Origin of the sequence: Paenibacillus glycinis (assembly GCF_009909185.1) — a bacterium.
GTDB lineage: Bacteria > Bacillota > Bacilli > Paenibacillales > Paenibacillaceae > Paenibacillus_Z > Paenibacillus_Z glycinis.
The window spans coordinates 1-22,339 of sequence record NZ_JAAAMV010000027.1; the positions used below are offsets into that span (position 1 = coordinate 1).

Below are 22,339 nucleotides of genomic sequence, written 5' to 3' on the forward strand. Positions count from 1 at the left end.
ATGGAGGCGATCTCCTCAGGAGCCATCGACGTGAGCAGTTACGTGACCCATCGCGTACCGTTCGCGGACATGATCGAACATTTTGAGAGCTGGCTAAACCCCGAAACAAAAGTCATCAAAGCGATGCTGGAGCTGTAAGGCAAGCAGGTCGGGCAAGAGCCGCTGAATAGGGCAAGCTTGCTCCTTCCGATAGAGAGTCTGCACGGGATCAAAAGGCTTGGCATTCTTTGAAAGCGTGTTATAATAGTATAGAACAGTGTTTTATATTATAAAACAAAAGGACGTGCCAAGCCTTACATGCCAATCATCCAAGCCGTCGACCGCGCGCTGGCGATTCTGGATCTCTTCGACGAGAACGACCGGGAGCTTAAGATAACGGAGATCAGCGCGCGCGTCGGTCTGCACAAGAGTACCGTGCATTCCCTGTTGAAAACGCTTCAAAAGCACCGCTATATCGAGCAGGACGAGCAAGGATTGTATCGCCTCGGCATGCGACTGCTGGAGAAGGGACAGCTCCTGTTGCAAGGCTTCGATCTGCGCGGCATTGCCGCAGGACCGCTGCGGCAATTGTCCGGCGAGACCGGGCAGACCGTTCATCTTGTCATACGGGATGGGGCGGAGGGCGTATATATCGATAAGGTCGAGGGCAGCAAGGCCGCCATCCGGTACTCCCGCATCGGACGCCGCGTCCCGCTTCACAGCAGCGCGGTCGGGAAAGTGCTGGCGGCGTTTATACCGGCGTCCGAGGCGGAGCCGCTCTTGAAGGGGTACGCGTACTCCATTCACACGCCGCGTACGATCGCCGGCGAAGAAGCCTTCCGCCAAGAACTGAAGAACGTGCGGGAAACGGGCGTCGCCTTCGACCGCGAAGAGAACGAACCCGGTGTCCGGTGCGCGGCGGCTCCGGTATACGACCATGCGGGGCATCTCGCCGCCGCGATCAGCATATCGACGATGGCCGCGACGGTCGGCGACACGCAGTTGGCGGAATATGCCGATATGCTCGGCGCCACGGCGGCGCGCATATCGCAAGGGCTCGGGTACAGGCCGCGGTGATCGGATGAGATCCGCGGACCCGCTCTTCTCGGCATTTCCGTCCGTATGAATGAGAACGACGTTTTATAATATCAAACACGAGTGGAGGCGAATCGAATGCGCATTTTTCGTTACCGGGATCATTCGCGCACCTATTTGGGCGCTTTGACGGAGGACGGAACGGCTTACCGGTTGGAGGAGCCGGATCTTATGACGCTTGTCGGGAACGCGCGGAAGGCCGGCTCGTCGACCGCGGAGTATGTAGGCGGGTTGCTGCCAAGCCGGCCGTTGCTTGAATCGCCGCCGGAAACGCTTGACCTGGCGACGCCGCTGGAAGCGCCTGAGGTATGGGCGGCGGGCGTGACCTATCAACGCAGCCGGGAAGCGCGCAATTACGAAGCGACGGCGGGTCGGCAGGATGCCGATACGTTTTATGACAAGGTGTACGATGCCGAGCGGCCGGAGCTGTTCATGAAATCGACCGCTGCGCGTACGGTCGGGCCCGGCGAGTTCGTCTGCATACGCAGCGATTCGTCGTGGCAGGTGCCGGAAGCGGAGCTGGGGCTAGTGCTGGACCGGAGCGGCGCGATCGTCGGCTACACGGCGGGCAACGACATGAGCTGCCGCGACATCGAGGGCGAGAATCCGCTCTACCTGCCTCAAGCGAAGATCTGGAAGCGTTCTTGCGCGATCGGTCCCTTCGTCCGGTTGGCGGAGACGGTGAAGGATCCGTATGCGCTCGCCATCGCGTGCCGTATCTATCGCGGCGGCGAGAAGGTCGTCGACGAAACGGCCAATACCGGGCAATTGAAACGCAGGCTGGAGGAGCTCGTCGGGTTCTTGAAGCGGGACAACGAGCTGTACGACGGCACCGTGCTGCTGACCGGCACATGCCTTGTACCGCCGAACCAGTTCACGCTTGCGTCCGGCGATCGGATCGAGATCGAAATCGAAGGCATCGGCACGCTTATCAATACGGCGATATATACCCACGAGCTGGACGCTGCGCTCATTGAGGGATAATACGTAAGGAGGAAGAGACAGATGGCAGTTCGCGACGAAATGACGATTCGAGGCACGGTCACCATCGACAATTACGTGGGCGGCGAATGGAAGAAGCCGGCCGCCGGGCAGCGGATCCCGAGTATCAACCCTGCCCATAGAAACGAGATCGTCGGGGAGGTTCCCGCTTCGGACTTGAACGATCTGAACGAAGCGGTAGCTTCGGCCGAAGCGGCCAGGAAAGCTTGGCGCAAGCTGAGCGGCGCCCAGCGCGGCGCGCTGCTGTACAAGGCGGCGGACCTGCTGGAAAGCCGCGTGGACGAAATCGGGCGGACGATGACCCGCGAGATGGGCAAGACGCTCCCCGAGGCGAAGGGCGAGACGGCACGGGGAGCGGCTATCCTGCGCTATTACGCGGGAGAAGGCATGCGGCCGGTCGGCGACGTCATTCCGTCCACGGACGCGGAAGCGCTGATGTTCACGACGCGCGTGCCGCTCGGCGTCGTCGGCGTCATCTCGCCTTGGAATTTCCCGGTGGCGATCCCGGTGTGGAAGATGGCCCCGGCGCTGATCTACGGCAACGCCGTGGTCTGGAAGCCGGCGGCCGAGACGGCCGTAACCGCGGCGCTGATCATGGCATGCTTCCACGACGCGGGCTTCCCGGCGGGCGTCGTCAACATGGTGATCGGCGACGGTGCCGTCATCGGGCAGGGCATCGCCGAGCATCCGGGCATTCATGGCATCACGTTCACCGGCTCCAATGCCGTCGGCAAGCGCGTCGGTCAAATCGCGCTGGCGCGAGGCGCGAAATACCAGCTTGAGATGGGCGGCAAGAATCCGATCCTCGTAGCCGCAGACGCCGACCTCGACCTCGCCGTCGACGCCACGATCAGCGGCGGGCTGCGTTCCACGGGGCAGAAGTGCACGGCGACAAGCCGCGTCATCGTCGTGCGCGACGTCTACGAGACGTTCAGGGCGAAGCTGCTCGAGAAAGTCGAGGGGCTGCGCGTGGGCGACGGCCTGGCGGCGGATACGTGGCTCGGTCCCTGCGCGAGCGAGAAACAGTACGAGACCGTCAAGCGGTATATCCGCACGGGGATCGACGAAGGCGCCGTGCTGCTGACCGGCGGGGAGACGCCGGCTAGTCCGGAGCTGGCGAACGGTTTCTACGTGACGCCTGCCGTATTCGACCGGGTGACGCCATCGATGACGATCGCGCGGGAGGAGATTTTCGGCCCCGTGCTGGCCTTGATCGAAGCAAAGGACATGAATGAGGCGATCGAACTCGCGAACGACACGGAATACGGGCTCAGCGCTTCGCTGTACACCCGCGATCTCGGCAGCGTGTTGACGTTCGTGCAGGAGATGGAAGCGGGACTGGTCCGCGTCAACGCCGAGACGGCGGGCGTGGAACTGCAGGCGCCGTTCGGCGGGATGAAGGGCTCGAGCTCGCATTCGCGGGAGCAAGGGCAGGCGGCCATCGAGTTCTATACCGCCGTCAAAACCGTGTTCGTGAAGTCTTGACCGGGAGGAAGCGCGCGATGAACGAACAGCTGCTTACGATTATGGGACCGGAAGACGACACGTATTTCGAGGTGGCGACTCACGCGGCGGGACCGGCCGGTTCGCTGCCGTTGACGCCGGAGCTGCTGCTGAACGCGCCGAGCGGCGACTTGTTCGGCTGGAGCCAGAACGTAGGCATGGGCTGGCAGGCGGAACGCCTGCGGGGCCGGGAGGTGCTGATTCTCGGTACGATGGGCGGGATCCGCAACGAGGACGGCACGCCGGCGGCGCTCGGCTACCACACCGGCCATTGGGAGATCGGCTTGCTGATGAAGGCCGCGGCAGATGAAGTTGCGGGGGCAGGCGGCATTCCGTTCGCCGGTTACGTCAGCGACCCGTGCGACGGGCGCTCGCAGGGAACGACCGGCATGTTCGATTCGCTCCCGTACCGCAACGACGCGGCCATGGTGATGCGGCGGCTCGTCCGCTCGCTGCCGACGCGCTCGGCGGTGATCGGCGTCGCTACGTGCGACAAAGGGCTGCCCGCCATGATGGTGGCGCTTGCCGGCATGAAGAAGCTGCCCGGCGTCATCGTGCCCGGGGGAGTGACGCTGCCTCCGACGCGCGGCGAGGATGCCGGCAAAATACAAACGATCGGAGCCCGGTATGCGACCGGCGAGTTGTCGTTGGAGGAAGCCGCCGATCTCGGCTGCCGCGCCTGCGCGACGCCTGGAGGGGGATGCCAGTTTCTCGGCACGGCCGGCACCGCCCAAGTCGTGGCGGAAGCAATAGGGCTCACGGTGCCGCATGCCGCGCTTGCTCCCTCGGGGCAGCCGGTCTGGACCGCGATGGCCCGGCAGTCCGCCCGCGCGGCCATGTCGCTTGCGGCGCAGGGACTCACCATGGAGAAGGTGTTGACGGACGCCTCCATTCGCAACGCCATGGCGGTACATGCCGCTTTCGGGGGCTCGACCAACCTGCTCCTGCATATACCGGCGATCGCGCATGCAGCGGGACTAGCCGTTCCGGATGCAAGCGATTGGGCGGAAGTGAACCGCGCTGTCCCGAGAATCGTCAGCGTTCTCCCGAACGGGCCGGCTCCGCATCCGACCGTACGGGTGTTCCTCGCGGGAGGGGTCCCGGAGGTTATGCTCCATCTGCAGCGGCTCGGCGCGTTGGACGACACGGTGCTTACGGCTGCCGGCGTTACGCTCGGCGAGACCCTCGATTGGTGGGAGACATCCGAGCGCCGGCGGCGCATGCGCGCCTACCTTGCGGAGCGCGAGGGGATCGACCCCGACACGGTCATATACAGTCCGGAGTCCGCGCAAGCGGCCGGACTCGCGCCGACCGTTACGTTCCCGAAGGGCAATCTGGCGCCCGAAGGCTCCGTCATCAAGTCCACGGCGATCGACCCTTCCGTTCTGGATGAAAACGGCGTGTTCCGGCATACCGGCCGCGTGAAGGTGTTCGTCACGGAACGGGACGCGATCCGGGCGATCAAGACGGGCGGCATCGCCGCCGGCGACATTCTTGCGCTTATCGGACGCGGACCGTCCGGGACCGGCATGGAGGAGACGTACCAGCTGACGTCGGCGCTGAAGTATTTGCCCTTCGGGCGTCAAGTATCGCTCCTGACCGATGCCCGGTTCTCCGGCGTATCGACAGGCGCGTGCATCGGGCACATCGGGCCCGAAGCGCTCGCCGGCGGGCCGGTCGGACGGCTTCGGGACGGCGACTGGGTCGACATCCGAATCGATACGCGCGGACTGGAAGGCAGCATCCACATGGTGGGCTGCGGAGCGCAGCCTGAATCGCCGGAAGCCGGCACGGCCATCCTGGCCGCCAGAACGCCTCATCCGGGTCTGGCGGAGGACCCGTCGCTGCCGGACGATACCCGGTTATGGGCAGCCCTGCAGGCTGCAAGCGGCGGCACGTGGAAGGGCTGCGTCTACGACACGGACCGCATCATCCGGACGCTGAAGGCCGGCATGGAAGCGCTTGCGGGAGAGGGCGTTTAATCGGGCGTGCCGCCGCGTTGGCGGCAATGGAAAAACAAACGAAGGAGATTGCGATCATGCGCAAAGCGCCAGAACCGAATCAGCCCCTCGTGACGCATATTTACACGGCGGACCCGTCCGCCCATGTGTTTGAAGGGAAAATCTACATCTATCCGTCGCATGATCTGGATCACGACGGACCCAGCAACGACAACGGCGACCAATACGCCATGGAAGATTACCGCGTGCTGTCGCTGGACGGCTTCGATTCGCCCGTCGTCGATCACGGCGAAGCGCTGCACCTGAAGGACATCCCGTGGGCTTCGAAGCAGCTGTGGGCGCCGGATGCGGCATACAAGAACCGCACGTACTATTTGTTTTTCCCGGCAAGGGACCTGGAGGGGAATTTCCGCATCGGCGCAGCGACGTCGCAATCGCCGGCAGGCCCGTTTGCTCCGCAGGAACGCTATATCGAAGGCAGCTTCAGCATCGACCCTGCCGTGCTGGTAGACGACGACGAGCAAGCGTACATCTATTTCGGCGGCTTGTGGGGAGGCCAGCTGGAGAAGTGGCAGACCGGCGAGTTCGACCCCGCAGCGACGGGACCCGCGCCGGACGAGCCTGCCCTGGGGCCGCGCGCGGCGCTGCTGAGCGACGACATGCTGAGCTTCAAGGACAAGGCGCAGGAGATCTCGATCGTGGACGAAACGGGCCATCCGATCCTGGCGGGAGACGAGGAGCGGCGATTCTTCGAGGGTCCGTGGGTACACAAGTACAATGGCTTGTACTACTTGAGCTACTCGACCGGCACGACTCACAAGCTGGTCTACGCGGTCAGCCCCGATCCGATGGGCCCGTATACGTTCAAGGGGACGATCCTTACGCCCGTTATCGGCTGGACGACGCACCACTCCATCGTGCGATTCGAAGACAAATGGTACCTCTTCTACCACGACTGTTCGCTGTCGGACGGCGTGAACCACAAGCGCTGCGTCAAGTATACGGAGCTGCTGTATGACGAGGACGGTACGATTCGGACGATCGATCCTTATCGATAGCAAGTCGTGTAAGCGTGACGATAGTAGGCCGACGTAACTCCATGAGCGCGTCGATCCTGACAGACACGGCATGCCTGCGGTATAGGTAGGCCCACCGGAACATTGTTTTAACGCCTTATTCGCCAACACGGGGAAAATGCCCCCTCAAGCCGGCAGAGCCGAGACTTGAGGGGGCATTTTCATATCGCGAACCTCAGTACGTCTTCACCGCGTCGATATTGATCGTGCTGCTTCCGGTGCTGCCGGCGCCTTGATTGACGTAGAAGTTCATTTCGGCAATGGAGCCAAGATCTCGCGTTCCGTTACCGCCGCTGTACCAGCTTGGGCGGGAAAAGCTGCTGAATGGAACCTGAATCGCCGTCGCCGTCGTCCCGGAGAGCGCATACGCGGTCTCCCACGGCTCGCCGCCGGTTTCTTTGAACTGCACGGTAAGCGTGCGATTCGAGCCGTCCGGCTTCACCCATAGCGTAATCCCGGTCTTGCCGGTCCAGTTGGCGGCAATAGAATGAACGACGCCGGAGTAATTGGCGGCCGCCGTTATGCTATAGCTTAGCTTCATGCTGGTCGTTCCGTCGCTTTTAACGGACGTATCGAGCGTCGGGGTGATGGCGCTGCCGGAAGAATTCATCGTGTAGGCAGCCTGCAGCGCGCCGTTCGAAGCGTACCCGTCGAAGCTGTCGATCGCATCGCTTGGAGGCTGCGAACCGCCGCCAACCTGCCCGGCCGTTATAGCGTCCACATAGATGCTGCTGCTGCCGGTCGTTCCGGAGCCTTGATTGACGTAAATGCTGTATTCCTTCACCGTATTCAAGTCCTTCACGCCATTGCCGCCGCTGTACCAGCCCGGATGGTTGAAGGAGCTGAACGGCAAATTAATGACGCCCGAGGTTGTGCCGGACAACGTGTAGTACGTTTCCCAAAGCTCGCCGCCGTTCTCCTTAAACTGAATCGTCAAGGTCCGGTTCGACCCGTCCGGCTTGAGCCAGAGCGACAATCCGGTCGCGCCGGACCAGTCCGCCGTGCCCACCTGTTTGGTTGCGCCTGCAAAGTTGGCGGGAGAGGCCGCGATGGTATAAGCAAACTTCATGCCGTAGGCGCCGTCGTACTTATTCGCGGTGTCCCTGGTGACCGTCAAGGCGCCGCCGTCCGTGTTGCGGACATAGGCGCTTTGCAGCGCGCTGTCCGAGCCGTACGCGTCGAACGAATCAACCGTGGTCGACGTCGCTTGCGCGGCCGTCGTAAAGGTTAGGCCGGCATTCGATGCAACGGTGGATCCGGTACCGTTCACGGCGGTTACTTTCCAGTAGTACGTTTTGTTGTAGGCGAGCGCGGAACTCGGCGTATAAGAAACCGAGGTGAGTCCGCCGGCGTTAATGACCGGGCTCGTATAAGCGCTGTTGTCCGCTACGACAAGCGTATATGTTGCGACGTTGCCGGAAGCATTCCAGCTCAGCGTCGGCAGAACGCTTTGGCCGGTTGCGCCGCTTGCCGGGGAGGTCTGCGCGAAAGCGCCGGGAGCAGGCAGAGCCGTTCCGCCGGTCGCATACACAGGCGAATAGCTGCCGGCGACCCCCGCCAGGTTATGGGCCTTTACTCGGTACCAATAAGCCGTGCCCGACACGGAGGTCGGGTCGGTCCATGGCGTGCCGGTATCCGTCGCGCATTGGTTGCACGTCACGGTCCAAGGCCCGCTTGCGCCGGCCGTTGCCCGTTCGACGGTATATTTGTCCGCTGCGGCCGCGCCGCGCCATTTCAACTGGACCTTGCCGCCGCTTGCCTGGTGGCCCGTAATGAGCGGCGCGTCCGGAACGCCCGCGGCCGGGACGGCTATTCCGCGCATGGCGTAAGCGTGGTTGCGCAGCTGCTGGGCTTTCGTGCGCATGTCCGTCGTCGTGCCCGGATAGTAAATGGTGAATCCGTCGTTATGCACCTTATAGCCGTAGTCGTCGTTCTGTCCGAATAACGCCCAATAGTTGCTGCCGGCAATCGCCGGATGGGCTTCGATGGCGGCGAGGAAGCTCGCGAGCGTGCCGTAGGTTTCCAGGTTCCACGCGAATTCGCCGACCACCATCGCTTTGCCCGCGGCTTGAACCTTGTTGGCCTGCGTATTCAGCTCGGTCACCGACAAGCCTTTGCAGCAGGCGCCGACGGCCGGCCATTGGTAGAAATGATCGCTGTAGATATCGACGCTCGAGATCGAGAGATGCGCATCCTTGACGCCATAGGTTCCGTCCATGACCAGATGGTTGCCGTCGATGCTTTTCAGATCATCGGCGATGTCCTGCGTCCAGTTCTTCATCGCCGTCGGATTGTCGTACCAGCCCAGCTCGTTGCCGGTTTCCCATGCCATGATGGTGGGATCGTCTTTGTATTTGATGCCCGTGTAGGTATTCGTGCGGTTGAGCAGCACGCTTAGATGCTGCTTGAAGGCGCTGATGATTTCCGGCTTGTTGTAGAACTCGTACCCGGTGTAGCTGATGCCGTCGTCGGGATAGCCGAACCAGCGCGTCCAAGATTTTTTGCCGCCGTGGTAGTAATCGTATTGGTCGATGAGAGGGAGAACAAGGCGAAGTCCGGCATCGCCGGCCGCTTTGATCGCGTAGTCGAGCTTCTGGAAGGCGGTCTCGTTGTAGGTGCCGAGCGAGGGCATGATGCACTTGGAACAGCCGAAAGAAATGGCGGCATGGGAACGCACGACGGTCGCGCCCATTTCTTTCGCCGTCTGCAGGGCGTTGTTCACGCGGAACTCGGTCGGATACTCGACGGGATTCTCGTCAAGCGCAAGCCAGTAGAGGTTCGGACCGCTGTAACGGAACGGCTGGCCGTTCAGCATCAGCTGGCTGCCGGAGCGGGTGACGAAGCCGGACACGGCGGCGGAGGCTTTGTTCGCGGGAGCGCCTGCGAGAGCCGACAAAGACAGGAAACCAAGAAGCAGGGCGAGCGCGCGGGAGAGCATACGGAATCTGGTGGTGATCACACGATAACCTCCTCGAAGGATAGGGTGGATTGCAAGAGAATGGCACGCGGGGCCCGGGACAAATTAAACGATTGACCTCCTCTCCGCATCGATTACGCAGGCCGCGTGCTATTAATCTAACGCCATCGGCGGCCCCCTGACTATTGGCTAATTTTTAGGTTTATTGGACTGGGTTTAGGCAATCCCGGTTTGCGCGAAGAAAAGGTTGCCTGTTCTTCGGCCCGTGTGTCAGAATCACAGTAAACGCTTACATAATCGAGTGACGGGAGCCGGCGCGAATGAACATCGGACGTGGCTTTTTCCATTTTAACGAATTTAGCAGCATGACCATGCAGAAGAAGCTGATAATCGTATTCGTGGTGCTGATCATCATTCCGATCTCGGCTACGGGGTTTATATCCTACCAGAATTACATTCAATCGATCAATAAGAATACGAAAAACTACGTCACCGAGCTGATCGGCAACATGCAAGCGAATCTGGACAGCCATCTGGAAGATATGATGACCGTCAGCAAAATCCCGCTCTACTCGGTTGACATGCAGCAATATATGAGCCATCGGGAGTTGACGCTCGAGAAGCAGCGCCAAATGGACTTCTATATCGGCCTGCTCGACAGCATGAGGAAAAATCTCTATTCCGCATACCTCTACGATAATTACGGCAACGTGTTCTACCGGGTCAAGACGGATGCGATCCGCGGAGATATGATGAGCCATTACGAGGAATGGAAGCGGCTTGCCGTCCAAGGCAACGGCGATCCGGTCATTATTCCGACCCAGCGGGTGATGTCCGCGAACGGCACGCCGCAATATCTGTTCACGGTGCTGCGAAGCATTCGGGATATCGGCACGCTGGAGACCATCGGCTACGTAGCCGTGGATGCCGATATTCGCGTCATCGAGGATGTCGTGCAGGAGCTGAACGCGGTGACGAACGGGAAGACGCTGATCATCGACGGCCGGAACAATGTCGCTTATGACAGCGATCATGTGCTGACGGCGACCAATATCACGGGCAACGAGGTCATTCGGAGAGCCGTCGGCGATCAAGGCAGCTTTAACGTGGCGGTCGACGGCATCTCCTACATCTGCAGCTACTCCGTGTCCAAAGATACCGGGTGGAAAATATTCGCGTTCGTTCCGGTTCGCTATCTCCATCACGATGCCCAGGTGACGCGGAACGTCACGCTTACGACCACCATCGCGATTATCGGCTTCGCGCTGCTTGTCTCGGTCATATTGGCCTTTATGATGACCCGATCCCTCCGCCGGATGACGGACCTGATGCGCACGGTGCGCGGCGGCAACCTGGACGTCAGCTTCAACGTGAAGCAGAAGGACGAAGTGGGCATACTCGGCACGGAATTCAACCGCATGCTCAGGCGGATGAAGGAATTGATCTCCGAAATTTACGTCATTCAGTCCCGCAAAAAAGAGGCCGATCTGGAGGCGCTGCAAAGCCAGATCAATCCGCATTTTATCTACAACACCTTAGAAACGATCCGGATGACCGCCGAAATTAACGATGACGAAGAAGTCGCGGAGATGACCTTTACGCTCGGGAAGCTGCTCAGGTACAGCATTAACCGGGGGCGGGAGACGGTTGAGCTAAGAGAGGAGCTGCAGCATCTGGAGCGGTATCTTCAGCTGCTTCGCTATCGGTTCAGCAACCGTTTCGTCGTTGACTTCGACATCCCGCAGGAGCTGATGAGCTTCCCCGTGATGAAGCTGACCTTCCAGCCGATCGTCGAGAATGCCGTTCTTCATGGCATGGAGGGCAAGCCCAACGAGGTCACCATCCGCTTATCGGCGGAGCTGAAGGAGCAGCTGCTTATCTTTTCGATTCGGGACGAAGGCGCGGGCATGGACGGCATGACGCTGGATCTGCTTCGCCAATCGATGAACGGCACCCGCGCGTCGGGAAGCTCCAAGACCGGGGTAGGCTTGCGCAATGTCAATGAACGGATCAAGCTGCACTACGGCGAGACGTACGGACTCGAGATCGAGAGCAAATGGGGAGACGGAACAACCGTGTATCTAAAACTTCCGAGAAAGCATGGTGAATAGCAAATGCTGAGCATTATGATCATCGACGACGAGGATCCGATCCGCCGCGGGCTGGAGAAGATTATTTCCAAGCTCGATGAGGAGTATCTGGTCGTCGGCAGCTTTTCGAACGGCTTCGAGGCTTCTCAGGAGCTGGACCGATTGACGCCGGACCTGGTCATTACCGATATCAAAATGCCCTATATGGACGGGCTGAAATTTATCGAGGAATTAAGGCGCCGCCTTCCGAGCGCGCGATGTCTGATTCTGAGCGGCTATAACGACTTCGACTATGCGCGAACCGCCATGCAATATGGCGTAAAGGATTATCTGATCAAGCCGGTCGATAAGGAGGAGCTGGTGGTCAACCTGTCCCATATCCATATCGAATTGAAGGCGGCGAAGCAGGAAAAAGAAAAGGAGCAGCTGCTAAGCAAAAAAGCGCAAATGAGCGACCTGTTGCTGCGGGAGCAGCAGCTGCGCCGGCTGCTGGGAGGCGATAGGGTTACTCCCGTATCCGCAGCCGTCGAGGAGATTTCCATTCCTGTCTTATTGGAGCGGCCCTACGCGCTGCTTGCCGTGCGGGCATCGAATCAAGGCATGAAGGAGCAGCTGCTGGAATGGGGAAGATCGATGGCCGCCGAAGGCATAGAGAGCGTAGCCATGGAGGCACAGCTTGTTGCCCTGTTGGTTCCTGTCCCGAATGAGGAAGAGACGGACAGGCCAGCGCATCGAACGGCGCTTCGTCTCGTGAACGACCTGCAGTTTGCCGCCAAAGGCAAGTTCGTCATCGGCATCAGCGGCGGATGCCAAGGCAGCGATGCAGCGGCGGCTGCTTATCGGGAGGCGCTCGCGCTGTCCTGCGCCGGCATATACAAGCGCGAGGCGTTTGCCGTTGTAACGGGCAGGGAGGGCCCCAATGCTCCTGCGGAGCCTGCCTTTTTCACGGCGCTGCTGACAGGCGGGTTTACGCGGGCGCTGGAGCGCCTGGATGCCGAAGGCATCGGGGAGGCCGTGCAGCGGATGTTCGCGGAGATCGAGCGGGTACGGCCGCCTTATGAGGATCTTGTGCAGTTTGTGGCCAACCTGCTCTACACCGCCGTGCAGAAGGTCGACGGTCTGCTTGACGAGCTTGTGAAGCTGACGCCGCCGGGCGTGGGCGTTTATCAATCGGTTGCGGATTTCTTTAATCTGACCGAGCTGAAGGAACGGATCCTGCATCTGCTGGAGCTGTCGTTGTACCGACTTGCTTCGCTGCGCAAGGAAGGCGGCAACCGGATTATCGAGACGGTCAAGCAGATGATCCAGCAGGACTATGATAAGGATCTTGAACTGTCGGAGCTTTCGGAGAAAGTGTTCCTTAATCCAAGCTATCTCAGCACGCTATTCAAGCAGGAGACGGGGCTGACCATCACCCAATACGTGCTGCAGCTGCGAATGATGAAAGCGAAGGAGCTGCTGAAGAAACGGCTCGACCTGAAGGTCTACGAGGTCGGCGAGCAGGTAGGTTACCCGGACTGCATTTATTTCAATAAGGTGTTTAAAAAAATGGTCGGCATTACGCCGAGGGAGTATCGGAATTTATAGAAGCCCATGCTTTCCGAAGCATAGGAAAGCGCGAAGACCCAAAAAGAAGACCATAAACAAAAAACCGCGACATTAAATTGCGAAGGCGCTTACTCTATAATCGGTTTTGTGAGTAAGCGCATTCACCACATATTCGAGGGGGAGTCGGGTTTGAATAAGAAGCAGTTGATTTCCGCGATGGCCGTGCTAGGCCTCGCAATGACAATGGCAGCGGGATGCGGCTCGAATAACGGGAGCAACGAAGGGACAGCGGCTACCAGCGGCAATACGCCGGATAACGGCGCTGCTACAGCCGCGGCTGATAACGCGGCAACAACAAACGCGGCAACAACGAACGCGGCGGCAAGCGAAGAGCCCGCTGCCCCCAAGATTGCGGGCAAAATCGTATTCACGACGAACCGGACGGACCTGGTGGACACGGAGCTCAAGAGCTACGCGGCCAAGTTCCACGAGAAATACCCGGACGCAACGGTCGAGATCGAGGCGATCAAGGATTACGACCAAACGACCAAGATCCGCATGGCTTCCAACGAACTCGCCGACATCAGCCTTATTCCGGGCACGGTGAAGAACTCGGACCTCCCGACCTTCTACCAGCCTCTCGACGATCTGGGCCTGAACGACCGCATTTACTTCAAGGACAACCGGAGCCAGGACGGCAAGCTGTACGGGATCTCCTCCGGCAGCGCCGCGATGGGCGTCACGTTTAACAAAAAAGCTTTTGCGCAGGCCGGCATCGCCGAGGCGCCGAAGACGCTCGACGAATTTTACGCGGATGCGGAAAAGCTGAAAGCGGCGGGCATCATTCCGCTCGCCACGAACTTCAAGGACAAATGGCCGCTGTACGGCTGGGACCAGGAGGCGTTTATTTTCGCCGACGACCCGACCCTGCATAACACGATGGCGACGCAGGACGAGCCGTTCGCGGTAGACGGTCCTCACTGGCAGGCATTCTCCATCCTGAAGAAAATGGTGGATGGCGGTTATGTCGAGAAGGACCTGATGTCGACGAACTGGGAAGGCTCCAAGAAGGATGTCGCTTCCGGCAAAATCGCGATGTTCCTGCTCGGCAACTGGGTTGTCCCGCAAGTCGTGGATAACGGCGCGGCAGCCGAGGACGTAGGCTTCTTCCCGCTGCCGCTGGATAACAGCGGGGAAGCGAAGGTCGTGCTCGCCTCCGACTACTACTACGGCATCGACAAGAACAGCGAGAATCCGGAGACGGCCAAAGCGTTCCTCAAATTCCTGATCGAAGAATCCGGCTATGACGATTACGCGGGCTTCATCCCCGTCCTGAAGGACAAGAAGCCTAAGCTCGCCCAGCTGAACGAATTTATGGCGACGAATCCGAAGGTGATCGAAATGTCCGCCGAGAACGACGATTACTTGGCCATCGCGAACAAAATGCAGTTCGATACGAGCGCCTTCGCCCAGGACGCGATCACGGGCAAAGACATGAAGACCGTCTTCGAGACCTACAACAAGAAGTGGAAAGATGCGAAGGCATCCCTAGGCAAATAAGGTTCATAGCAAGTTAACGGGAAGAGAAGATGCTTATCGGCGGAATCGATAACGTTTTCTCTTCCTCCTTATCCAGAAGCAAAGAAGGGTTGCCGATGTTCGCAATGAGTTACAAGATACAGCGCTATGTCATATTGATCGCCTTCCTTGCGCTTCCGCTGCTGCTGCTTGCGGTATTCTCCTTTTATCCGGCGCTTTATCTGGCGTGGCTGAGCTTGACCTCATGGGACGGCTACAGTCCGAAGAAGGCTTGGATAGGCTTCGGCAACTATAAGGAGATCTTCACGAACGCGGATATGTTCAAGGTCCTCTCCCATAACTTCGTCTATTTCATGGGGGGAATCGTTCAGAATCTTGCGGCCCTGTCCTTCGCCGTGCTGCTCAATTCGCGCCTAAGAGGGCGCAACGCGTTCCGGGTGCTGCTCTTCCTGCCTTACATTATGAACAGCGTGGCGATCGCCTATATGTTCACGTATGTCTACGACGCCCAGAACGGCTCGCTGAATGCCCTTCTGACTTCCGTCGGTCTGCAATCCTGGATCAGAAGCTGGCTGGGCGATGCCGCTATCGTCAACTATTCGCTTGCCTTTATCTCGGCGTGGAAGTTCATGGGCTTCAATATGGTGATTTATTTAGGCGCGTTGCAATCGATTCCCGGCGACCTGTACGAGGCGGCCAAAATCGACGGGGCGGGACCGTTCAAATCCTTCCTCTGCATTACCTGGCCGAGCGTGATTAAAATCGTGGAGCTCAGCATGCTGCTTACGGTCAGCGGCGCGCTTGAAGTATTCGATCTGCCGTTCGTGATGACGAAGGGCGGACCGGCGGGTTCCAGCCAGACGTTCGTGACCCAGACCGTGGAGACGGCCTTTAACTTCAGCAATTACGGGCTCGCCTCGGCCATGGGGATGGTGCTGCTGCTTATCGTCGTGCTGGTTATTTTTGTCCAGCGGAAACTGCTCTTGCGAGGGGAGGATTAGGTCATGGAAGCGCCATTGAATAACCGCGCCGACCGCGAAACGGCGCGCCGGGCCGCGGTCTCATCCTCACGCGCATTAACCGCCGTTCTAAAATACGCCGTGCTGCTGGCAGCCGTATTCGTTATTTTGTTCCCGCCGTACGTCGTGCTATTGAATGCGTTCAAAGGCAACGAGGAGTATGCCGCCTCCGGCGTGTTTGATGTCCCGAATTCGTTCTTTAACTTCGATAACTTCTCCATGGTGTTCCACCGCGGGGATATGCTGAACGCTTTTCTGAATACGGGCAAGATTCTCGTGCTGTCGGTCGCGGGCAACGTGCTGATGGGGACGATGGTGGCGTTCGCGCTCGGCCGGTTTGATTTCAAGCTGAAATCCTGGATTCTCGGCGCCTATGTGGCGGCCACGCTTATTCCGTCCGTCACCACGCAGGTCGCGGTCTTCGGCATTATCAAAGAGCTCGGCCTGTTCAACTCCCTGTACGGTCCGGTGCTGCTGTACATCGGGACGGACGTGGTCCAGATTTACCTGTACCTGCAGTTTATCCGCCACATTCCCTACGATCTCGACGAAAATGCCATGATCGAAGGCGCGTCGCTCTTCCGGATCTACCGCTCGATTATTTTCCCATTGCTAGCGCCGGCGACGGCAACGGCGGTTATTCTGAAGAGCATCTCGATCTACAACGACATGTATATTCCTTATCTGTACATGCCGTCGCAGAAGCTGCGGGTCGTCTCGACGGGACTGATGAACTTCGTGGGCGTCAACAGCGCGCAGTGGAACGTGGTATGCGCGGCGCTGCTTATCATTCTTCTGCCGACGACGATTCTCTATCTCTTCATGCAGCGGTTCATCTTCTCCGGGATCGTCAGCGGTTCGGTCAAATAACGAACGTCTCAATTACCTTTGAAGGAGTGGGCTTATGTTAATTCGCAAGAAGATGCTGTCGCTCGGTCTCGCGGTGCTCGTAGCGGCTTCCGTCGCGATGCCCGGCATGCGAAGCTCGAGCGTGCACGCGGAGGAATCGGGCGAGCCGATCGCCGCGGAATCCGCGTCCCCGTTCATCACGCGCAGCGGCGATAAGCTGATGGACGGCGATCGGGAGTTCCGGTTTATCTCGGCCAACGTGCCGACCCTGTCGATGGTGGAGGATGTTTACTGGCGGACGCCAACCGCGTGGGAGCAGGAGGACGCGTTCAAGACGCTTGTTCAAATGGGCGGCACGGTGACCCGGCCGTACGTGCTGTCCGTGCGCAAAGCGGACGATCCCGCCGACATGGTCCGCCACGTTATGGGCATCGGCTCCGACGACAAGCCGATGTTCAACGAAGAGGCGTTCGTGGCCTACGATAAGATGATTCAACTGGCCGGGCAGTACGGCATTCGCCTCGTTCTCCCGTTCGTGGACCAGTATCAATGGCAGGGCGGAATTTCCGAATACGCGGGTTTCCGCGGCAAAAGCAAGGATGCGTTCTGGACCGATCCGCAGCTGATCGCGGACTTTAAGTCGGTCATCGCGTATACGCTGAACCGGGTGAATACGTTCACCGGCGTTGCCTACAAGGACGATCCGACGATTCTCGCGTGGGAGACGGGCAACGAGCTGGTACCGCAGTCTTCGACCTGGACGCATGATATCGCGGCGTATATCAAAAGCCTCGACGGCCACCATCTCGTGCTGGACGGCAAATACGGCATCGACGACGCTTCCCTGACGGACGACGCGATCGATATCGTCTCCAACCACTACTATCCGGATCATTACCCGAGCTACGCCTCCCAGGTGAACGTCGACAAAAATAAGGCGGCGGGCAAAAAGCCGTTTATCGTCGGCGAATTCGGCTTCAAGCCGACGAACGAACTTGGCGCGTTCCTCGATAACGCGATCGAAAACGGCACCTCCGGCGCGATGATCTGGAGCCTCCGTTACCATAGCCGGGACGGCGGCTTCTACCCGCACACCGAATCGACGTTCAACGGCGTATTCTACGGGGCGTACCGCTGGCCGGGCTTCCCATCGGGCGACGGCTTCGACGAGACCAATATGCTGCATACGCTGCGGGACAAAGCGTTCGCGATCCGCGGCATCGGCGAACCGCCGGCGCTGCAGCAGCCGGAGGCTCCCGTTATGCGGCCGGTCGATTCCGTATCCACGATCAGCTGGCTGGGCTCGGTCGGCGCCTCCGCTTACCGGGTCGAACGTTCGGAGCAGCCGGACGGCGGCTGGACGGTCGTTGACGAGAACGCGTACGACGCGGTACCGACGGAGTCCCAGTTGCTAGACGATACGACGGCGGTGACCGGCCGGTCCTATTACTACCGGGTAACCGCGAAGAACAGCGCCGGCGAATCCGTACCGTCGGCAGTCGTTGGCCCGGTCGTGGCGAAGCATGTCATTCAGGATGAGATGCGGAACTTCGGCAAGCTGTACAGCCATACCTCGGATCTGGAATTCGAAAGCCGCGATCCAGGTTCCTATGGCGGGGATGTATCGCGTATCAAAGCGCTGGCAAGCGACAATCCGCAAAGCGTGCAATATGCGATTCCGCTTCATGAAGACGGTACGCCGGCGAAGGTGCTGTCCGTGAGAGCGGAAGGCTATGTCGCATCGGGAAGCCGCGATCAAGATTTTAGCCTGTCCGCCTCGGCGGATGGGTCGGCGTTCGAGCCGGTCGATGCGGAAGTCTCAGAGTCGGGCAGCTCGTGGATACGGCGGGCGTATACGACCGGCGGGCTGGCAGAAGGCGCGAAGGTGCTGAAGATCGACTATCCGGCGGCATCCGCCGCGGGGCAGCTGGGCAAGGTCGTCATTGAATACGAGCATGACGGCTCGGCGCTTACGTTCCCGGATTCCGTGCAGCAGGGCGGGATTACGGACGGGATACTGTCCGATGACTTGAACAGCTTCCTCAAGATGGATTCGCATTCGGCCAATCTCGGCTTCTCGTCGGATACGCCGGACTACTTCGGCGGCGACGCGAAACGTCTGTCCCGTACGTCCAATGAGCACGAATGGTTTACGTACAAGGCGGACGGCGATATGAACTACTTCAAGTTCTACGAGTACGCCAGGCAGAATCCGGCCGATTACGTCCTGCCGGACTTCAAGTTCTACACGTCGGCAAACGGCACCGACTATACCGAATTCACCAAGGCGGTGAAGACGAGCAAGCTTGGCGAGGGTTACTGGGCCAAAACGGACTACATCGCCTATCGGCTGCCGGCAGGCACGCGGTACGTGAAGTTCGAATTCCCGGTCGTGCCGGACAGCCATGGGGACCAGCGCTGGAATCCGCAAGTCGGAAGCCTGCAGATCGGCGTAGGCGGCGCAAAGCTGGATCCGCCGGCAGATGTCGCGAAATCGGCGGTTATCGATGATTTTGAAGGCTACACGGGCTCGAGCAATGCGCTGCGCGCGGCTTACAAAGCGAATCCGGACGGCTCTCCGGTGACCTTGACGCTGGATACGGAAGGCAAGGTGAACGGTGCCTATGCCATGAAGCTGGTCACCGATCTCGGCAAAGGCTGGGGCGGCATGGAGAAGGAGCTGGCCGGCGCCGATTGGTCCGGTAACAGCGGCATTCAGCTGTGGGTCAACCCGGGCGGCAAGGAGGTTGGACTCACGCTGCAGCTGACCGAAGGCATGGCGACGCAAAGCGAGGTGTGGAAATCGGATACCCGCATCGGCGGCAATGAGCCGGTGCTCGTCCAGCTGCCGTTCCGCGATTTCTATATCCCGGACTGGTGGAAGAGCAGCCATGCCGGACAGGGCAACGGAACAGTCGATCTCGGCGGACCTGCTTCGTTCGGTCTGTATTTTGACGGTCCGGCCGGCGATACGACCTTAGTCGTGGATGATATTAAGCTTTATCGTTCGCCGACCATCGATACGTTCGAAGGCTACTACGGCGATAATGCGAAGCTGGCTGCGGGTTACGCGGTCAATTCGGGCGGCGGTCCGATCACGCTGTCCTTGGATGCCGAGCATAAGAGCGAAGGCGAACATGGGATGAAGCTGGCCTACGATCTGACGAGCAAAGGATTCGGCGGCGCGACGAAGACGCTTGGCGGCATCGATTGGACCGGCAATAACGGCATTCAGCTGTGGATGGAGCCGGACGGGCAGCAGAGAGGCTTGACGGTGCAAGTGAAGGAGACCAGCGGCGAGTATTGGGAGGCGAAGGTCGCGACTTCCGGCTCGGCTGCGCAGACCGTCGGCGTTCCGTTCCATGTGTTCGCGATGCCAAGCTGGAGCGGCAAGGATAACGGGAAGCTCGATATCGGCTCGATCGCGGAATTTTCCGTTTATGTGGACCGCGGAGCGGGAGAAGCCGGCACGGGCGCGATTTATCTGGACGATATCAAGGCCGCGAAGCTGAAGGATATCGATACGTTCGAATATTATCAAGGCAGCTCCGCGCTTGCCGGGGCGGCTTACGCGCGCAATACGAGCGGCGACATGATCGCGGCTTCCCTGGACTCGGCGTGGAAGAAGAACGGGCGCTATGCCTTGAAGCTGGACTATACCTTAACCGATGCCGTCGGGTATGCGGGCGTAAACAAAGCGCTTGGCGCGATGAATTGGTCGGAAGGCGGCAATGCCGTTCGATTTTGGATGCTTCCTGACGGAGCAAGCCACGGGTTGACCTTCCAATTCAAAGAGACCGACGGCGATATTTGGGAAGCGCAGGTAAGCATGGCAGGTACGGAAGAACAGCTCGTGACCATTCCGCTGGCCGGATTAACCCGTACGGCATGGTCTGCGGGGGATGGCGCCATGGACGTATCGAGCGTGGCGGAATATTCGATTTATGTGAATAAAGGCGGCGGCGCTGCCGGATCGTATTCGGTCAGCCTGGACGACGTCGGACTGACGACCATTCCGGTGATCGACAACTTCGATTATTATGACGGCCGGGAGTTAGTTGCCTTGCAGGCGTATACGCGCAATCCGTGGGGCGGCAGCCTGACGATGACGCCGGATGCCGAGCATAAGGAAAGCGGGCGGTTCGGCCTGAAGTATGAATACGCGTATCCGGATACCGCAACCAACTTTGCGGGCGCCACTAAGCTGCTCGGCCGGTCCGACTGGAGCGGGGAGGACGGCATCCGGTTCTGGTATGCGCCGGACGGTTCCGGCCGCAAGCTCGTCGTGCAATTCAAGGAGTCGGACGGCGAGACTTGGGAGTATTACTCGACGCTGTCCGGCACGGAGGCGAAAGTGCTGAAGATGCCGTTTGATCAATTCGTGCATGCGCCATGGAATACGGCAGGCAACGGCACGATGGATCTGAACGCGATATCGGAATTCTCGCTTTACGTGAATCAAGGCGACGGTACCGTCGGCAGCGGTATCCTTTACTTTGACTCCATTGGTCTCTATCAGGGAGATACCGATCCTACGGACCCGACAGACCCGACAGACCCGACAGACCCGACAGACCCGACAGATCCGACCGGTCCAAGCGGACCGTCTAATCCGGGAACGCCCCAAGATAAGACGGTCTGGGAAGTGACGGCCGACCAGCTCAAGCCTGCGGGGCAAGGTCCGGTTCTGTTGAACGCTCCGTCCGGCGTAACCACGCTGAAGCTGCCGCTGCAGGCTGGCGAGTTGCTTGAGAAAAATAATCTGCGGATTAAGATTGGCGATGCCGTTCTTACGGTTGGAAGCGATGCGCTGCGCGCCGCTTCTCGATTGTCCGCCGGGAGCGGGCAGGGATCGGGAGGATACCTGTATATCTCCTTGATTGCAAGCGGCCCGGCACCGACTCCTTCGACAACGAACGAGGAGTGGAAGACGGCTGGAACGGTTTACGATATCCAGCTTGGCGTATGGACGGCAGCGGGCAGCAAACAGCCTTTGGCGAAGTGGGCATACCCTGTTCTGCTGGAGCTCCCATTACGTGAAGATTTGAACCCGAAACTGGCCGGCATTTATTTCGGCGGCGAGAATGGTGGTTGGACTTACGGCGGCGGCCGCACGGATAAGGAAGAAACGGTCATTCGGACGTTCATCACGCAACCCGGCAGCTATGCGGTGCTGACGAGAGAGCAGCATTTTGCCGATGTGCCGGCTGGTTCATGGGCAAGCGACGCCATTCGGCAGCTTGCAGCCAAGCAGATAATTAACGGTACGGATGCGGAGCATTTTGCGCCGAACCGATCGATTACGCGCGGAGAATTCGCTGTGATGTTGGTTAAGGCGCTGGAGCTTCCGACGACGGAGAATCGGCCATTCACGGATGTGCGGCCCAATGCTTATTATGCGGGGGCGGTCGCCGCAGCCGCGAAGGCCGGCTTGATTCATGGACGCGGCGCGGATACGTTTGCGCCAGCCGACAAGATCAGCCGGGAAGAGATGGCGGTTCTGCTCGTAAGGGCTTACGAGCTGAAGTTTGGGACAGTTGGCGGAGCCGGCGAACGCCGATATAATGACAACGCCGCGATTTCCGACTGGGCGCTGGAGGCGGTTAACCAAGCTTATGCCTCCGGACTCATGAACGGTACCGGCAACGGCAACTTCGCTCCGGATAAGGAAGTTACCCGGGCGGAAGCGGCAGCAGCCCTGGCTCGATTGCTTGATGGACTGCTGCAATGGAATATTCCTTTACAAGAATATTCCTGATGG

General features: G+C 59.5%; 12 protein-coding genes. 11 read left to right on the forward strand and 1 reads right to left on the reverse strand.

What is annotated here, in order from left to right; translation table 11 throughout:
* Positions 1 to 297: 297 nt before the first annotated feature.
* From GT019_RS26065 to GT019_RS26085, 5 genes are all read left to right on the forward strand, one after another.
* Complete coding sequence (locus GT019_RS26065) at positions 298 to 1,056, forward strand: IclR family transcriptional regulator (RefSeq protein WP_161746378.1); 759 nt, start codon at positions 298 to 300, stop codon at positions 1,054 to 1,056.
* A 96-nt stretch (positions 1,057 to 1,152) separates the two neighbouring features.
* Positions 1,153 to 2,058, forward strand: coding sequence for a fumarylacetoacetate hydrolase family protein (locus tag GT019_RS26070; protein WP_161746379.1), 906 nt, complete (start codon positions 1,153 to 1,155; stop codon positions 2,056 to 2,058).
* A gap of 21 nt (positions 2,059 to 2,079) precedes the next feature.
* On the forward strand, positions 2,080 to 3,561 hold the full coding sequence (gucD, locus tag GT019_RS26075; RefSeq protein WP_235949415.1) for an alpha-ketoglutaric semialdehyde dehydrogenase GucD: 1,482 nt from the start codon (positions 2,080 to 2,082) through the stop codon (positions 3,559 to 3,561).
* Between the two features lie 17 nt (positions 3,562 to 3,578).
* Positions 3,579 to 5,561 carry a YjhG/YagF family D-xylonate dehydratase gene (locus GT019_RS26080; protein ID WP_161746380.1) on the forward strand — a complete coding sequence of 661 codons (1,983 nt, stop codon included), beginning with the start codon at positions 3,579 to 3,581 and terminating at the stop codon, positions 5,559 to 5,561.
* A gap of 56 nt (positions 5,562 to 5,617) precedes the next feature.
* A complete protein-coding gene (locus GT019_RS26085) occupies positions 5,618 to 6,598 on the forward strand; it encodes a glycoside hydrolase family 43 protein (protein ID WP_161746381.1) in 981 nt (326 codons plus the stop codon).
* A gap of 193 nt (positions 6,599 to 6,791) precedes the next feature.
* On the opposite strand, the gene GT019_RS32550 is transcribed toward GT019_RS26085, so the two are convergent.
* On the reverse strand, positions 6,792 to 9,575 hold the full coding sequence (locus GT019_RS32550; RefSeq protein WP_161746382.1) for a carbohydrate binding domain-containing protein: 2,784 nt from the start codon (positions 9,573 to 9,575) through the stop codon (positions 6,792 to 6,794).
* A gap of 278 nt (positions 9,576 to 9,853) precedes the next feature.
* Between GT019_RS32550 and GT019_RS26095 the strand changes: the two genes are divergently transcribed.
* From GT019_RS26095 to GT019_RS26120, 6 genes are all read left to right on the forward strand, one after another.
* Positions 9,854 to 11,644 carry a cache domain-containing sensor histidine kinase gene (locus GT019_RS26095; RefSeq protein ID WP_161746383.1) on the forward strand — a complete coding sequence of 597 codons (1,791 nt, stop codon included), beginning with the start codon at positions 9,854 to 9,856 and terminating at the stop codon, positions 11,642 to 11,644.
* A gap of 3 nt (positions 11,645 to 11,647) precedes the next feature.
* Positions 11,648 to 13,210 carry a response regulator gene (locus tag GT019_RS26100; RefSeq protein ID WP_161746384.1) on the forward strand — a complete coding sequence of 521 codons (1,563 nt, stop codon included), beginning with the start codon at positions 11,648 to 11,650 and terminating at the stop codon, positions 13,208 to 13,210.
* A gap of 150 nt (positions 13,211 to 13,360) precedes the next feature.
* On the forward strand, positions 13,361 to 14,731 hold the full coding sequence (locus tag GT019_RS26105) for an ABC transporter substrate-binding protein (protein WP_161746385.1): 1,371 nt from the start codon (positions 13,361 to 13,363) through the stop codon (positions 14,729 to 14,731).
* A 95-nt stretch (positions 14,732 to 14,826) separates the two neighbouring features.
* Positions 14,827 to 15,711 (forward strand): carbohydrate ABC transporter permease, encoded by an 885-nt coding sequence (locus tag GT019_RS26110; protein ID WP_161746386.1) that lies wholly within the window; start codon positions 14,827 to 14,829, stop codon positions 15,709 to 15,711.
* Positions 15,712 to 15,714: 3 nt separating this feature from the next.
* Complete coding sequence (locus GT019_RS26115) at positions 15,715 to 16,599, forward strand: carbohydrate ABC transporter permease (protein ID WP_161746387.1); 885 nt, start codon at positions 15,715 to 15,717, stop codon at positions 16,597 to 16,599.
* Positions 16,600 to 16,633: 34 nt separating this feature from the next.
* Positions 16,634 to 22,336: an S-layer homology domain-containing protein gene (locus GT019_RS26120; RefSeq protein ID WP_161746388.1), complete on the forward strand. Its 5,703-nt coding sequence runs from the start codon at positions 16,634 to 16,636 to the stop codon at positions 22,334 to 22,336.
* Positions 22,337 to 22,339: the final 3 nt, after the last annotated feature.